The sequence below is a fragment of the Novosphingobium resinovorum genome (genome assembly GCF_001742225.1).
In the GTDB taxonomy this organism is placed as follows: Bacteria; Pseudomonadota; Alphaproteobacteria; order Sphingomonadales; family Sphingomonadaceae; genus Novosphingobium; species Novosphingobium resinovorum_A.
Genome location: NZ_CP017075.1, coordinates 1,300,208 through 1,314,543 on the forward strand (window position 1 = coordinate 1,300,208; position 14,336 = coordinate 1,314,543).

General features: G+C 64.6%; 13 protein-coding genes. All 13 read right to left on the reverse strand.

The genetic code is table 11. The annotated features are described in order from the left end of the window. Positions 1-834 precede the first annotated feature (834 nt). The 13 genes from BES08_RS06040 to BES08_RS06100 all read right to left on the reverse strand — a co-directional run bounded on the left by BES08_RS06040 (position 835) and on the right by BES08_RS06100 (position 14,192). Positions 835-1,737 (reverse strand): nucleotidyltransferase domain-containing protein, encoded by a 903-nt coding sequence (locus BES08_RS06040; protein WP_069707821.1) that lies wholly within the window; start codon positions 1,735-1,737, stop codon positions 835-837. A gap of 99 nt (positions 1,738-1,836) precedes the next feature. After that, on the reverse strand, positions 1,837-2,052 hold the full coding sequence (locus BES08_RS06045; protein ID WP_069707822.1) for a DUF2274 domain-containing protein: 216 nt from the start codon (positions 2,050-2,052) through the stop codon (positions 1,837-1,839). A 1-nt stretch (position 2,053) separates the two neighbouring features. Beyond that, complete coding sequence (locus tag BES08_RS06050; protein WP_231958179.1) at positions 2,054-3,355, reverse strand: TraB/TrbI/VirB10 family type IV secretion system protein; 1,302 nt, start codon at positions 3,353-3,355, stop codon at positions 2,054-2,056. Then, the gene (gene trbG, locus BES08_RS06055) at positions 3,352-4,215 is read right to left on the reverse strand and encodes a P-type conjugative transfer protein TrbG (RefSeq protein ID WP_231958180.1); all 864 of its coding nucleotides are present in this window, start codon (positions 4,213-4,215) and stop codon (positions 3,352-3,354) included. Before trbG ends, BES08_RS06050 begins: the two co-directional genes overlap by 4 nt. Beyond that, positions 4,212-5,027 (reverse strand): conjugal transfer protein TrbF, encoded by an 816-nt coding sequence (trbF, locus tag BES08_RS06060; protein ID WP_069707824.1) that lies wholly within the window; start codon positions 5,025-5,027, stop codon positions 4,212-4,214. The genes trbG and trbF overlap by 4 nt, the downstream gene beginning before the upstream one ends. A 3-nt stretch (positions 5,028-5,030) precedes the next feature. Then, on the reverse strand, positions 5,031-6,329 hold the full coding sequence (gene trbL, locus BES08_RS06065; RefSeq protein WP_069707825.1) for a P-type conjugative transfer protein TrbL: 1,299 nt from the start codon (positions 6,327-6,329) through the stop codon (positions 5,031-5,033). A gap of 252 nt (positions 6,330-6,581) precedes the next feature. Beyond that, positions 6,582-7,343, reverse strand: coding sequence for a P-type conjugative transfer protein TrbJ (gene trbJ, locus BES08_RS06070; RefSeq protein ID WP_069707826.1), 762 nt, complete (start codon positions 7,341-7,343; stop codon positions 6,582-6,584). Beyond that, positions 7,343-9,823, reverse strand: a complete 2,481-nt coding sequence (gene trbE / locus BES08_RS06075; protein ID WP_069707827.1) for a conjugal transfer protein TrbE — start codon at positions 9,821-9,823, stop codon at positions 7,343-7,345. The genes trbJ and trbE overlap by 1 nt, the downstream gene beginning before the upstream one ends. Beyond that, on the reverse strand, positions 9,817-10,104 hold the full coding sequence (locus tag BES08_RS06080; RefSeq protein ID WP_069707828.1) for a VirB3 family type IV secretion system protein: 288 nt from the start codon (positions 10,102-10,104) through the stop codon (positions 9,817-9,819). The genes trbE and BES08_RS06080 overlap by 7 nt, the downstream gene beginning before the upstream one ends. Next, the gene (locus BES08_RS06085) at positions 10,101-10,415 is read right to left on the reverse strand and encodes a TrbC/VirB2 family type IV secretion system protein (protein ID WP_083274736.1); all 315 of its coding nucleotides are present in this window, start codon (positions 10,413-10,415) and stop codon (positions 10,101-10,103) included. Before BES08_RS06085 ends, BES08_RS06080 begins: the two co-directional genes overlap by 4 nt. Before the next feature lie 65 nt (positions 10,416-10,480). Then, positions 10,481-11,479 carry a P-type conjugative transfer ATPase TrbB gene (trbB, locus tag BES08_RS06090; RefSeq protein ID WP_069709160.1) on the reverse strand — a complete coding sequence of 333 codons (999 nt, stop codon included), beginning with the start codon at positions 11,477-11,479 and terminating at the stop codon, positions 10,481-10,483. Between the two features lie 110 nt (positions 11,480-11,589). Next, complete coding sequence (locus BES08_RS06095; protein WP_069707829.1) at positions 11,590-11,985, reverse strand: type II toxin-antitoxin system HicB family antitoxin; 396 nt, start codon at positions 11,983-11,985, stop codon at positions 11,590-11,592. Positions 11,986-11,987: 2 nt separating this feature from the next. Then, the gene (locus BES08_RS06100) at positions 11,988-14,192 is read right to left on the reverse strand and encodes a conjugal transfer protein TraG (RefSeq protein WP_083274598.1); all 2,205 of its coding nucleotides are present in this window, start codon (positions 14,190-14,192) and stop codon (positions 11,988-11,990) included. Between the last annotated feature and the right edge of the window lie 144 nt (positions 14,193-14,336).

Below are 14,336 nucleotides of genomic sequence, written 5' to 3' on the forward strand. Positions count from 1 at the left end.
GATATTCGATCGTTAGGAAATGCATTTTTACAGGCAATCACTGGCTTCCATTAGGGGAGGCTTTAGGAAGCCTTGGGCGCACCGTTGTCAGCGGCTTCGACGACCTGCTCGAAGGGCGGAGAACGACAGGTGTTGGTATGGCCGACTTCCCAGCGCCGCATCGGAAGGGCGTTCCTGGTCGGGCACCATTCGGCAAACCCTGTCGGATTGATGCAGTGAAGTGAAGCCTCATTTTGGAGGTTTCCCTTCAGGTTGGGGCGCTACCGTATATCTGTGCCCGTTCTATGTAACGCCCCCTGATTAGTGCCACAGCGGTTTTCAGAGCCGCCGACCTTTGCTACTTGGCGAAAACAGAAAATCGGGGAGCGGCGCATCGAACAGGCAGAGCGCATTCTAACAGCGTTGTATGAGGCCTATGACGCGATGGTCTACGCACGGGGCTGGCTATTACCGCAACATGAAACGGAAACGGCGAAGATCGAGGTAGAGCAGGAACAGGGGGTGGAATGCGTGGTCCCCTGAAAAGCAACGTCACGTGGCCTTCGCCCAAGCAAAGCTCAATCGCCTGAGGTGGTCACGTCCCAAGGCGTGGTGTAGGTTCCGACAGTAGCGCTGCTGGACGGACGCGCGCTTTCCGTAACGCGCTGTAGCGTCCGGCCAGCAGCGCGGGTGACCGTCCGCTTTCGGAAGAATGTCCGTTGGCGTTGAACGTCCGCTACGGGGACGCAAAGCCGCCATCGCGCATCGTGGCTCGAACGTCCACTATGCTGCCATCGTTTCTCCAAACCGGACCGAGCAGAAGGTCCCATTTGCCTCTCAGGCAATCACGCTTGATTAGACGCTCAAGCTATCTATCCATTTCGTAGATGCCTTCGCAACGCTATTACGCAGGTTAACCGTTGCGGTGCGAATAGCTTGCAAATCCTCAATACTTACGCCGTAACTTGTCGAGTACCTGGCCTCGACATAAGCACGCTTAGCAAGTTCGAAGCGGCGTCGGTCCAACTTAGTTGCCCTCGGCCAAGCGTCAATCAGCGTCGGCTCTTGGTCCTCGGCGAGTGAACGTAAAAACTTAAGGTTATGCGATCGAGGAACATAATGGCTGCGAACCAAGAGATAGCAAATGTACGCTCGCTCGGCAGCCTGATGTAGTGTGAATGCAGCCTCCTTGCGCCAACCTAAATCTTCTTTGCCTCTTTTCATCTGATCCGCAGCCGTCGTCATTGCGCGATCAACGCTTGGCAACCAATCTGCGAGGTAGGCGCTCGCCATTTGAAAAGCGTCTTCTGAAGTAAGCGGCTGGGGCGCGGCAAGTGCAACGCCCGGAAGCTCATAAAGAGCAACGCCATCGCGCGCAATATCGACCCAAAAGTACTCTCCGCGGGTTAGCCCCCGGTTTACTTCTTCCAAGGTATGAACAATGATGTTCACTTGGCGTCCGATCATCGGATCACGAAGTATCTTATCTTCCGCCACATACCAGTAGTCGGCGATGTCGGTTAGGTCTGCGTGACTTACGATGACGAGAAGATCAAAGTCGGATTGATAACCGTTTTGCGGCTCATCGACCCAATCACCGCGGGCATAGCTACCAAACAGGATTATCTTGAGGACCTTGCCATTCTTCTTCCACGGCTGTGTGGCGCGCGACGTCGCGATGGAGAATTCCTCCATCAGAAGTTGCGACGCTCGCGCCAGCTCTCGTTGCTGGATCGACGGCAGGTGATCAATATCCATGGGCACGCGAAGATTCTTGCCAATTCGGTAGCTTAGGGCAAGCGCTCATTTTACGTTTGCAGGCGGTCTGGTGAGCAGAACCCCTATAAGCTGACACTGTCAGGTCCGCTTGAGACTGCTCAGAAAGGCACGGTCGCTCTCCAGATAGCTGCTCAGGATCGCCGGCACCATTTCGGCGACGGAGACCTCCCTGCCGTAGACGGCAGCATAATGCGCTGCATAATCGTTCAGCAGTTGATGCAGATCCGGCATTACAGTCACGGCAAGCCTGATGGGGGTCCGATCGGGCAGTTGCGGAAGCTTAATCGTCGTCATTTCAATTCTCCCTCATCCAAGGCCTCAGCACCAGATCCTGACGCACGACAAGACGTACGGGTGCGCCCGGTCGGATGGTAATGGTGGGCTGAACATCGAGGTTACGCTGGGTGATCTGATCGCCTGCCCGGGCGGTATTCGACTGTGCGGATTCTCGCAGAGCGCGAACGAGCTCACCCTCCCCGGAAATAGAGAGTTCGGTCCCGACGCCCAGAAGCGTCGCGAGTGCGACGCCGCCAATCAGACGTCCGGTGTGGTTGTTCACCCGGCCCGTGAGCCCTGCATTGCCGGCAGCGTCTGTCGCCGGCATATTCTCGAGACGCATCGAGGTACCATCCGGCATCATCAATCGCTGCCAGACCACCAGCGCGCGCTGCTGGCCATAGGCGACCATGCTGTCGTACTTGCCGAGCAGTCTTGCGCCCTGAGGGATCAGCACGACCGTGCCCGTCGCGCTGTCGTAAACGTTCTGCGTCACCTGTGCGACGACCATGCCCGGCGTGTCCGAATTGACTCCTGTGATCAGGCTGGCGCTGATGACGCTGCCCGCGACCAGCATGTTGGCACGCGAAGATGTCAGAACGTGCGGGTTCACATCACTGCGGGCCTGGGTGTTCTCGATAAATTGGCTCTTGCGGTCCTGAGCCTCTGGCGCGCCAGACGCACCGGCGTTCTGCCCGCCCTCCCCGGTACTATCGTGCGCGCTAGCCGGTCGTATCGCATCTGCAGCCACCGTCGCTGCGCTACGGGTAGTGGCCATCAGCCCGGACTGCCTGGCTGCCCTTGTTTCCGCCAACCTCTGCTCTTGCTCAGCCTTGGCTGCGGCGGCTGCGGCCTCGCGCGCCCGATCAGCCTCGCTATTTTTTGCATTGAGGATCGGGCGCCCCAGATCGCCGGGCAACGCCGGCCCGAGCTTCGGCGCATCGCCGTAACCCTTGGGCAAGTCCGCGAGCGTGTCGTTCGCCGGCTTGGGTAGCGGCCGCGACAAGTCGCTTTCGGGCGGCAACTGCGCTGGTACATGGGAGCGCAGAGCGAGCCAGGCTACGCCCATCAGGATCGCGATGCTCAGCCCGCTGAGGCCGATAATCACTTCCTTGCGGAACCGGATAGCACTGGGAGGCGAAGCCCGGATCGCAATGGATTCCGGCGCGACCTTCTCCGCTGAGGAGCGGGCCCTTTCGGTCGTCCTCGCGTCAAGTGCGTCGCTGCCGGAGCCTCGGATATCTCCGTCCATGCCAGGTGCATGCACGCGGGCCGGTGCGATGATGGCGCCGGGTACTGCGTCGTGATCGGTTTCGCTCATGAGCGTCCCTTCCGCACCGGACCTCGCGTGATGCGTACGACCTGCTGCTTGCGTGCGCCGAAGCGCAGTTCGGCGACGCTGAAGATGCGATCGACGACGTAAAAGCGTCCCTGCATCCGGTAATTCACCAGTTCGGCGGAACCATCGCTGCCGACGAGGAAGAGCGGCGGGGCTTCCCCGACACCGATAGATGCCGGAAACTCGATGAAGGTCTGCCGCCCGTCATCGAATGCCCGCAGCGGTCGCCATGCCGGTGCCGCGCCGGTTATCGTGTATCCGAAATAGAGATTTTCAAGCGGCAACCCGGCCGCAACCGGCCGCGCTGCCTTTTCCGCGTCCTGCGCCCGTTTCATCGCCAGCAGTTCGTCGAGCGGATAGTTCCACGCTAGCGCGGCCATGCCGGCACCGGTCCGGCTCGTCAGTTGGAGATGGTAGGTCCGCCGATCGGTCGTGATCACCAGGTTGGTCGAAAGCCCCGCACTGAACGGCTTAACAAGCACGTGAGTGCTGCGCGCGTCGCCATTGCCACTGGTCGTGTCCCCGATGATCCAGCGAGCCGTGTCACCTGCGGCAACGGCAATCAGGTTCTCGCCCGCCTGGAGTACGATGTCAGTGATCATGCCCGGCTGGGCGTAGGCGTGATAGATCGCGCCGTCCGACCACAGGTACACCTGGCGCGCATTCACATACGCTGACCTGCTGGGCTCGACGATCGCGCTGCGTTCCTGTCCAGCTGCCGCTGGACCCTGGAATGCCGTCAATGATGCGCTGGCAGCAGCACCTGCCGGCGAGGGAAGCGTGGCACTGGCGATGAACATCACGGCGCCAAGCACGCGATACGATTGGACCGGAAACATCATGGCAACACCTCCGCATTTGAATTGGAATCCTGAGGACCAGCCCGTTCGTCAGAGACCGGGGGCGGAACTGCGAACTGGCTGCCCGCGGGCGTCGGCGCGATCGGGCGACCTCCCGGGCGTTCTGTCTGGCCATCCATTTCGCGGCTCCAGTCGATGGCGTCGACGTAGATACCAAGGGGGTTCTTGCGCAGCGTCTCGATGTCCTTGGGCGTGCGTTCGACGAGGGTGAGAATGGCGGTCCAGCGCGTCGTGCTTTCAGGACTGCCGCGCACGAAGGCATCCTCGCGCCATTTGACCTGGAAGCTCTTGTCGGACGCCCTGACGACGCTCGTCACCTGGACAGAGACGGTCCGCTCACCGATCCGGGTCAGCGCGCCTGAATTGCGGGCATATTCGTTAAGGAAGCGGCCGCCGCGTTCGGTCGCGAAATCGTATGCCTCCAGCCAGGCGGCGCGGGTGATGACCGGGTCGAGCGATGCTCCCCTTACGTGGACGATAAACCGCGACAGCGCCCAGGCGATCTGCGGGTCGGTCGGGCGGTAGCTGCGTTCCGCTTCGCTGACCGCCCTCGCCTCGCCGATCTCATCCACCGCGACCACGTAGGGGACGACCCGGCTCTGCATGGACAGCCACAGCAGGCCGCTTGCCATCACACCGGACAGAGCAAGGGCGCCAAAAGCCATCAGCCGCCAGTTGCGTGCCTGCGCGCGCGCCGACCCAATGCGCCGATCCCAGACCTGGCCGGCTCGCTGGTAGGGCGTCTCGGCAGGCATTGTCTGCCCGTACCTGGGGACACTGCGTTTGAAATGCATGGTTCAATCGTTCCTTTCGCTGATGTCGGGAGTGACGGCGGCGCCTCCCCGGTCGCCCTGCTGGATGGCGTGCACAGCAAGCTGGCGGTGATGGCGCGCGGTCTGCTGCGCCTGCAGCGAGCGGGCCCATCCAGGCGCCGATGGCCCCGCCGGCTGCGATGCCCGGGCAGCGGAGGCACCTTCGAAGGCGGCCTGCCCGGACTGACGCCCGCGCTCTGCCGCGTCGGCAATTCCCGCCATCTTCGAGGCCTTCGCCTTCGCGGCATTGCCGGCGGCCTGCGCGACGCCGCCCATTCCCGCCGACAGGCTCTTCGATCCGGCTTGCTGCTGGCCGAGCGAATAGGACGTTCCAGCGGCTGCGCCCATCGACGTGCCCGCACGAATGCCGCCCATGGTCGTGGCAGCCGCGACCCGCGCAGCGCCGGCAACCGCGCCCCCGGCCAGCATCGCGGCCCCGCCCGCTCCCAGGGCGGTTCCAGCAACGGCGCCGGCACCGAGCTGCGGGGCCCCTGCGGCAAGGCCGCTGGCAACCGAGGGAGCGAACAGCCCCAGGCCAAGCAGCGCGAGGCTCGCCAGCACCAGGCTCATTGCCTGCGCGATATCCGGCTCCTGCCCCTGCAGCGCGCTGGTAAACTCGTCGAAGAAATTGGCGCCGATGCCGACGATGACGGCCAGGACCATGATCTTGATGCCCGAACTCACGACATGGCCGAGCACACGTTCGGCAAGGAAACTGGTGCGGTTCCACAAGGCGAAGGGCACGAGCATGAACCCTGCAAGGCTCACCAGCTTGAACTCGATGATGCAGACGAAGACCTGGACGGCGAGGATGAAGAACGCGAGGATCACGAGCAGCCAAGCGACGAGCAGCACGATGATCGTCAGGAAATTGTCGAAGAAGCTGGTGAAGCCCAGCATCTTGGAGACCTGCTCCAGCATGGGCCATGCAGCGGTGAACCCGGTTCCGGCGAGCCGGCCGGGTCGCAGCAGATCGTCGGTAGTAAGCGTTCCGCCGCCTGCGGTCAGTCCGGCCTGTGCGAAGGAACGATAGATAATTTCGGAAAGGCTGGAGAAGCTGTTCAGTATCCAGGCGAAAGCGCCCACGAACAGGATCTTGCGGATGAAGCGGCCCAGCACATTGTCTTCGCCGCCCATCGTCCAGAACAGGCCGGCGATGGTGACATCGATCGCGATCAGTGTGCTGGTCAGGAAGTGGACATCCCCGCTCAGAAGCCCGAAGCCGCTGTCGATGTATGTCAGGAACGACGTCATGAACTGGTCGATCACGTTGAGATCGTTCATCGCCACGAGAAATCTCCTGTCGCAGGTGTCAGCCGATGGGGGGGCAACCGGGCCATCGCGGCGCGGGTCGGCGCGAGTTTGCATGGAAGGTGCCGCGGGACGCGCGCCGAGGATGAAGCCGCGCGCCCCGCGACGCGGTGACCGGCAGGGGATACCGTCACCGCTCGGATCGAGCCCTGTACCCCGAAGGCCGCCGCCGACCCCAGAAGGAAGGAGGTTCGAAGGCTCAGATCGGGGCGCCGGGCCTTGAGCCTACTGCGCCGTGTAGGCCGACCCGGAACCCAGGAATTTCGCGGTCGTGCCCTGCGACACCGATGCCGCCTGCGCGCTGCCGGCATTGTCGATGGCCTGCGAGCGGAACTGCGCCGCAAGGAGCTGCTGGATCTGCAGCTGCTGTTTGGCGATGAGGGCAAGCAGCTGGTTGCTGACTTGCGCGGCCTGGAGCGAACCCTGCGCCAACTGGCTGCGGTTCGTCAGGCTCGTGAGGGTTTCGCGGTCACCTTCGACATTCTCGACGATCTGCGCCTGCACCAGCATCGTCTGGCGATAGGCCGCGACCTGGGCATCCAGGCGCGAGCGTGCCGCTGTCACCTGCTGGTCGAGCTTGAGCGACGAATTGAACGCTTCGGGATAGAGGGCCGCATACTGCGTCTCGAGGTTCGAGACCTTGAAGTCGATCGACGCCGCCTGACCCATCAGGCTCTCGATCTTGCCGAGCGTGCGCGTCAGCGCATCGAGTTCAGGGAAGTCCACCGTGGTGAGGTTTTTGGCCTGATTGGCAAGGCTCGTCGCCTGGTTCTGCAGGGCCTTGATCTGGTTGGTGATCTGCTCGAGCGAGCGCGCCGCGGTCAGGACGTTCTGCGCGTAGTTCGTGGGGTCGTAGACCACCAGCGCCCTCGCCGGTTCTCCCGGCAGGAGGCAGGCGGACGCCAGAATGCCGGCGGCGAGCAGGACTGGTGCGGCCAGATGGCGCAAGGGGCGGGACAATGCGCGGGGTGAGGATGGCAACTTCATCACAAGTCTCCTAGGTCGAGGGGAAGGGTCTGCGCCGGGTCGGGATCATGCGGTGGAGGTTCGAACCCGGCCGCGAGCTCTGCGGCCCACGCAAGGTCGGCGCCTGCCAGGAAGCGGGCGAGAAACCCGTCTGTCCCGCCCTCCTCTGCCAGCAGCCGGTCGATCCGCGCCTGGGCCGCGGTGTCCGATGCACCGCACAGCGCCAGCGCGATCTCGCCAAGGTCGAGGTCGAACAGACGGTTGCCGCGCGCGGACTGCAGGTAGTAGTCCCGCTTGGGCGTCGCGCGGCTGATCAGCTCGATCTGCCGTGCATTCAGGCCGAAGCGCTCGTAGGTTTCCCGGCTCTGCGGTTCGATGGCCCGGTCGTTGGGAAGCAGGATGCGCTGCGGGCAGCTTTCCAGGATGGCGGGCGCGATCGACGAACCGGCTATGTCGGCAAGGCTTTGGGTCGCGAAGATCACCGATACGTTGCGCTTGCGCAGCACCTTCAGCCATTCGCGGATGCGGGCGGCGAACAGCGGGTGGTCGAGGAAGATCCAGGCCTCGTCGAGCACCAGCAATGTCGGCCGGCCATCGAAGCGCGCATCGAGCCGGTGGAACAGATAGGTGAGCACGGGCGCGATCACTTGGCCGTGCCCCATCAGGGCCTCGGTCTCGAAGCACTGGATATCGGCAAGGTGCAGGTTGTTCTCGGCCGCATCGAGCAGACGGCCGTAAGGGCCCTCGATCGTATAGGGCGCGAGCGCGGTGCGCAGCGCGTTCGACTGCAGCAGCAGCGTGAGGCCGGTCAGGGTACGCTCGCGCGCGGGAGCACGGGCCAGACTGGTGAGCGCCGACCATATCTGATCCTTCACGTCAGGATCGAGCACGACGTTCTCCTGCGCGAGCAAGCCCGCGACCCATTCCGCGGCCCATGCCCGGTCGGCAGGATCGTAAATGCCGCGCAGGGGCTGAAACGCGATTGCGGCGGCATCGTCTCCGCCCAGCCCCAGGGCATGGTGAGCACCGCCGCAGGCAAGGACCGCTGCGCGCGCCGAGAAGCCCTTGTCGAAGATATAGACCTGGCTGCGGGCATAGCGGCGAAACTGCATCACCATCATCGCCAGCAGGACCGACTTTCCTGCGCCGGTCGGCCCGGCGACGAGCATGTGTCCGACATCGCCCACGTGGGTCGAGAGCCGGAACGGCGTCGAGCCGTGCGTCCGGGCGTGCAGCAAAGGAGATCCGTCCAGATGGCCATTGCGATGGGGCCCCGCCCAGACCGCCGACAGCGGCATGAGATGCGCCAGGTTCAGCGTATGGACCAGAGGCTGACGGACGTTGGCGTAGACATGGCCCGGAAGCGACGAGAGCCACGCCTCCACGGCGTTGACCCTCTCGCAGATCGTCGTGAAGCCGAGACCACCGAGCACGCGCTCGACCTGGCGCAGCTTGGTTTCGGCCGCATCACGGTTCGGGTCGCTAACGGTGATCGTCGTGGTGAGGTAGCCGAAGGCCACGTGATCGCCGCCGAGCGCCTGCAAGGCGAGATCGGCGTCGATCACCTTGTTGTCGGCATCGCTGTCGAGCAGCGGCGTCGGCGTGTTGTACATCACCTCGCGCAGCAGCGCGGTCAGCGACTTGCGCTTGTTGAACCACTGCCGGCGCAGCGAGGTCAGCACCCCGGTCGCCTCGGCCTTGTCCAGAGCCACGAAACGCGTGACCCACCGATATGCGAAATCCTGATGATTGAGCGCATCGAGGATGCCGGGACGGCTGACATTGGGAAAGCCCAGCACAGAGATCGTGCGCAGATGAAGATCGCCCAGCCTGGGCTCGAGACCGCCGACGAGCGGCGTGTCGACGAGCAGCCCGTCGAGATACATCGGGGTGTCAGGAACCGCGACAGGATGGCGATGCTGCGAGATCGTCCCATGCAAGTAGGTAAGCAGGTCGCCGCTCGCGAGCGGGCGAACTTCCGGCATGAAGCCCTCGAACAGATCGAACGCGCGGTCGGTCTGGGCGACGAAGCCTGACAGATCGGCTCGCCAGTCCCGTCCGCTCGCCGCTTCGGGACGCTCGACCAGTCGCCGGCCGGCCGCCTCCTGCCTGTCAGCCGGCGGCAACCAGGTCAGGGTGAGATAATAGGCGCTTTCGTAATGTGCGCCCTGCGCGAGAAATGCGGCCCGCCGTTCGCGCTCGACGAGCCAGCTCGCCGCATCCGGAAAGACATCCTCGGGATAGGCCGCCGCCTCCCGCCGCTGAGCTTCGAAGAAGAGCGCCCAGCCCGAACTGAACCTGCGCAGCACGTTGTTCGCGCGTGCGCAGATGGAGACGAGTTCGGCCTCGGTCGCGGATTCCAGATCGGGGCCACGGAACGCCAGGACCCTGAGGAAGCTGCCGTCCTTGTTCAGTGCCACGCCGGGTGCGACCAGCGCCGCCCACGGCAGGTGATCCCCCAGCCCCCCTGCCCGCTTGCGGTACTCGGCAAGGTTTAGCATGCGAGATATCCTTTCTGGCGCAGATGGCGGATGAGAACGGGCGCGAAATCGGGATCGCGCCGGGCCGCGAGGACGGCGAGGCTGTGCCCCGCCGCCCAGATCAGCAGGCCGACCAGCCATTGCTGCAGGCCGAGACCGACCGCCGCCGCCAGCGTGCCGTTGACGATGGCGATCCCGCGAGGAGCGCCGCCGAGCAGGATCGGCGCTCCCAGGCTTGCATGGATGAGAACCTCGAAGCCCTCGACATGTCCGCCGGTCACCGGCGATGCGGCGCCGCTCACCCGACCAGCGCTCCGCCGCCGAAGCTGAAGAAGGACAGGAAGAAGCTCGACGCGGCAAAGGCGATCGAGAGGCCGAACACGATCTGGATGAGCCGCCTGAAGCCGCCGCCGGTATCGCCGAACGCCAGGGTCAGGCCGGTGACGATAATGATGATCACCGCGACGATCTTGGCGACCGGGCCCTGTACCGACTCTAGCACCTGTTCGAGCGGCTCCTCCCAGGGCATTCCCGAACCCGATGCCCATGCCGGATGAGCAAGGATCGCCGTGCCCATGGCTCCCAATGCTGCAACCAGGCGTGCGGCAAGCATGCGTGCCTTGATGGGCTTGGCGGCGATCGGGGCTGCTGGCGTAAATACGGACACAGATTTCATAATCACTTCTCCTCAGTTGGGTCGGGGGTTGAAACGGAAGTGGAAAAGGGTGTGGGCGCAGGCGCATGGCCGGGGCCGAGAAGCGGAACGAGGCGGTATTCCCCACTCGCAGCCTCGATCCCGTCGACCCTGGCGATCGCCGCGAGCCTGCGGTCGAGGCCTCGGCCTGTGATGAAGACCACCGCGTCGATCGCTTCCGCGATCAGCCGGCGGGGCACCGTCGCCACGGCTTCCTGCACAAGGTTTTCCAGGCGGTGCAGCGCAGCGCCTGCGCTGTTGGCGTGGATGGTCGCGATGCCGCCCGGATGACCGGTGTTCCACGCCTTAAGCATTTCGAGGGCTTCCGGCCCGCGCACTTCGCCGACGATGATGCGATCGGGCCTGAGGCGCATCGTCGAGCGCACCAGATCGCCCACCGTGACGAAGCCGGAGCGCGTGCGCAGCGCTACGGTGTCCGCGACCGGACTGCGCAGCTCGCGGGTATCCTCGATCAACACCACACGCTCGTCGCGGTCGGCGAGCTCGGCGAGCAGGGCATTGGCAAGTGTCGTCTTGCCCGAACTGGTCCCGCCGACGACAAGGATGTTGCTGCGTCCGGCAACCATGCTGCGCAGCATTTCCGCTGCTTCACGTGTCATGATCCCGTCGGCCACGTAGTCGCCCAGCGTATAGATTCGGGCGGCAGGCTTTCGGATCGCGAAGCACGGGCCGAGCGCGATGGGCGGCAGCACCCCTTCGAATCGTTCGCCGCCACCTGCCCCGTGTGCCGGCAGTTCGGCAGAAATGATCGGCCGCGCGGCATGAGCCTCGCTGCGGGCATGGCTGGCGACCAGCCTGATGATGCGCTCGGCCTGGTCGGGCTCGATCCGCACCAGGGTATCGACGCGCCCATCGCCCAAGCGGTCGACCCGCAGGACGCCGTCCGGATTGACCATGATCTCGATCACGCGCGGATCGGCGAGTGCCTGTGCGATCGCGGGACCGAACGCGGTCTGCAGCATGGCGCGCTTGCGCGCCTCGGTAAGATCCTGCACCGACGGCCCGGCCGCCTCGTCGCGCCGCTGAGCGTTAGCGCGACCCGGAGCGTCAGCCCGATAGTCTTCCGGCCGGTTCATGGACGGCTTCCGTCAAGCGTGCGATCGCCCGACTTCACGCGGCGACCGACCTGCGAAACGAAGGCCTCGAACCGCGCACTGCCGGCCAGCTTTCCGGCGTGGTCATGCTCGCTTAGCGGCGCCAGAACCATCAGCACGTAGCGAATGAAGACCGCGAGGGTCTCCAGTTCGATGTGGCTGTCGCGCGTAAGCCGATCCAGCTGCCTCCCCAGCCCATCGAGCCGCATCGTGAACTGCTGGTCGATTTCCAGCTGGCCGCCCTGCTCCAGCATCATGGTCACGGCGCGGGCGAGCAGCGCCGAACGCGTCACGCCGCGTCGCTCGGCTGCCTGCGCCAGACGTTCGGCAACCGGTTCGGGAAGGAACAGCTGATGGCGGACCTTGCGCACCACGCTCAGAACCCCAGCTCGAGTTCTTCTGCCCGCCCGTCGGAGACGTCGAGGGCGTATGCGACGCGCACCACTTGCGTCTGCGCATTGCGCTGCTGTTCGATCCGCACGATCTGGCGCCGTTCCGCCGCCAGATCGCCTTCGTCCTCCTCGGTCCCCGGCCCGTCGCGTTCGGGAGCCGCCGCTATCGGCGGTGCGGGCAGTTCCTGGTCAGGCGTGACCGCACGATCCACAGCGCCGGTGTTTGCGGTGGCCGTCTCCTTCTGAGCGCCGCTATGGCCAGGTGCGCTGACGGCATGCGTGCCACCGATCGCCGGCTTCGCTGAGCACTCTGCCCCTCCGCCCGCGCCAATCCGGGCGGTCAAATCCTTGTCGGTGCCGTGCCCGTTCGCGTCGCCCTCTTCGGCATCATCGGCCGATACCGCGGCCAGCCGACCATCGGTCCCGCTGAGCCGGCCCGTCCAGTCGTTGCCGCGCGGCGGCGGAAGATCCTGGTATCCGCTCGCTGCGAGCGCGGGGGGCGCAAGCACGCATCCGGCAAAGGTCGGGTCGCGGTAGTAGCGCAGCTTGGTAGCGCGAACCGGAGGCGCTCCCGACAGCATGACGATTTCGTCGTTCGCCGGAAGCTGCATGACTTCACCGGGCGTGAGCAGCGCGCGGGCCGTCTCCTGCCGGCTCACCATGACGTGAGCCAACCAGGGTGCCAGACGATGGCCCGCGTAGTTCCGCATGGCGCGCTGTTCGGTCGCGGTGCCCAATGCGTCGGAAATGCGCTTCGCGGTTCGTTCGTCGTTGGTCGCGAAGGCGACACGGACGTGGCAGTTGTCGAGAATGGAGTTGTGATCTCCGTAGGCCTTCTCGATCTGGTTGAGGCTTTGCGCGATCAGGAACGCGCGCACCCCGTAGCCTGCGAGGAAGGCAAGGCTCGTCTCGAAGAAATCGAGACGTCCGAGCGCTGGAAACTCATCGAGCATCATCAGCAGGCGATGGCGATCCGGCCGCCGGGCCGGATCGGGTTCGGGAAGATCCTCGGTAAGCCGGCGTCCGATCTGGTTCAGGATCAGGCGAATCAGCGGCTTGGTGCGGCTGATATCCGAGGGCGGGACCACCAGGTAGAGCGAAACGGGATTGGGGCCCGCCACGATATCCGCGATACGCCAGTCCGAAGCGCCAGTCACCGCCGATACGGTGGGGTCGCGATAGAGGGACAGGAACGACATCGCCGTCGAGAGCACGCCGGAGCGCTCGTTGACCGACTTGTTGAGGACCTCGCGCGCCGCGGCAGCAACGACGGGATGGACACACGGGTCCGCCTCGGTTCCCAGATGGTTGGTCGCCATCATCGCGCGAAGGGTCGCCTCGAACGGGCGGCTCGGATCGGAGAGCAGCCGGGCTACGCCCGCCAGTGTCTTGTCTGCCTGGGCATAGAGGACATGAAGGATGGCGCCGACCAGCAGGGCGTGACCGGTCTTTTCCCAGTGGCCGCGCCGTTCGAGCGCGCCTTCGGGATCGACGAGGATGTCGGCGATATTCTGGACGTCGCGCACCTCGTCGATGCCGCGCCGGACTTCGAGCAGCGGATTATAGCGCGCCGAGCGCGGATCAGTGGGATTGAACAGCAGGCAATGAGAAAAGCGCGAGCGCCACCCCGCCGTCAGCTTCCAGTTCTCGCCCTTGATGTCGTGGACGATGGCCGACCCGGTCCAACCCAGCAGCGAAGGAACCACAAGGCCCACGCCCTTGCCAGATCGCGTCGGCGCAAAAGCCATGATGTGCTCGGGACCATCGTGGCGCAAATACCTAGACCCCACCCTGCCAAGGAACACGCCCTGATCGGACAGGAGACCGGCGCGCCGCAGATCGCCGCGCTGTGCCCACCGCGCCGAACCATAAGTGGTGACGTCTCCGCGTTGGCGCGCGCGCCAGACCGAACCGAACACCGCCGCCGCGCAGCCGACGAGGCCACTGGCGGCCGCAATCGACCCCGCCTCATCGAAAACGCGAGGCGCGTAGGCCTCGAACTCGAACCACCACACGAAAAGAAGCCAGGGATGGTAGATCGGCATATCGCCAAGCCGAAACCATGGCGCACCCAGTTCGCTCTGGTAGGCGAGTGAGGCGGCAACCCATTGCGTCGCGAACCAGACGCCGGCGAGGATGATCGCCAGGACGACCAGGAACTGGCCAACGAGAAGCTTGGTGGGTGTCATGGTGTGAACCTTTCGAGCCCCGGTCGAAACGACCCGGCGGGTTGCGAGGCAGACTCCCGCTTTCCGATGACAGGCGACAGACCCGTTGCGCGGCCACAGCGTACCGTTTCGCGGCCAATCGCTCCGCACCCCTCGCTTGGGAGC

What these genes read in the sequence shown, in the direction of transcription:
- BES08_RS06040 (WP_069707821.1), bottom strand. Translation starts at nt 1,737, where the DNA reads ATGGATATTGATCACCTGCCGTCGATCCAGCAACGAGAGCTGGCGCGA.
- BES08_RS06045 (WP_069707822.1), bottom strand. Translation starts at nt 2,052, where the DNA reads ATGACGACGATTAAGCTTCCGCAACTGCCCGATCGGACCCCCATCAGG.
- BES08_RS06050 (WP_231958179.1), bottom strand. Translation starts at nt 3,355, where the DNA reads ATGAGCGAAACCGATCACGACGCAGTACCCGGCGCCATCATCGCACCG.
- trbG (WP_231958180.1), bottom strand. Translation starts at nt 4,215, where the DNA reads ATGATGTTTCCGGTCCAATCGTATCGCGTGCTTGGCGCCGTGATGTTC.
- trbF (WP_069707824.1), bottom strand. Translation starts at nt 5,027, where the DNA reads ATGCATTTCAAACGCAGTGTCCCCAGGTACGGGCAGACAATGCCTGCC.
- trbL (WP_069707825.1), bottom strand. Translation starts at nt 6,329, where the DNA reads ATGAACGATCTCAACGTGATCGACCAGTTCATGACGTCGTTCCTGACA.
- trbJ (WP_069707826.1), bottom strand. Translation starts at nt 7,343, where the DNA reads ATGAAGTTGCCATCCTCACCCCGCGCATTGTCCCGCCCCTTGCGCCAT.
- trbE (WP_069707827.1), bottom strand. Translation starts at nt 9,823, where the DNA reads ATGCTAAACCTTGCCGAGTACCGCAAGCGGGCAGGGGGGCTGGGGGAT.
- BES08_RS06085 (WP_083274736.1), bottom strand. Translation starts at nt 10,415, where the DNA reads ATGCTTGCCGCACGCCTGGTTGCAGCATTGGGAGCCATGGGCACGGCG.
- trbB (WP_069709160.1), bottom strand. Translation starts at nt 11,479, where the DNA reads ATGCTGCAGACCGCGTTCGGTCCCGCGATCGCACAGGCACTCGCCGAT.
- BES08_RS06100 (WP_083274598.1), bottom strand. Translation starts at nt 14,192, where the DNA reads ATGACACCCACCAAGCTTCTCGTTGGCCAGTTCCTGGTCGTCCTGGCG.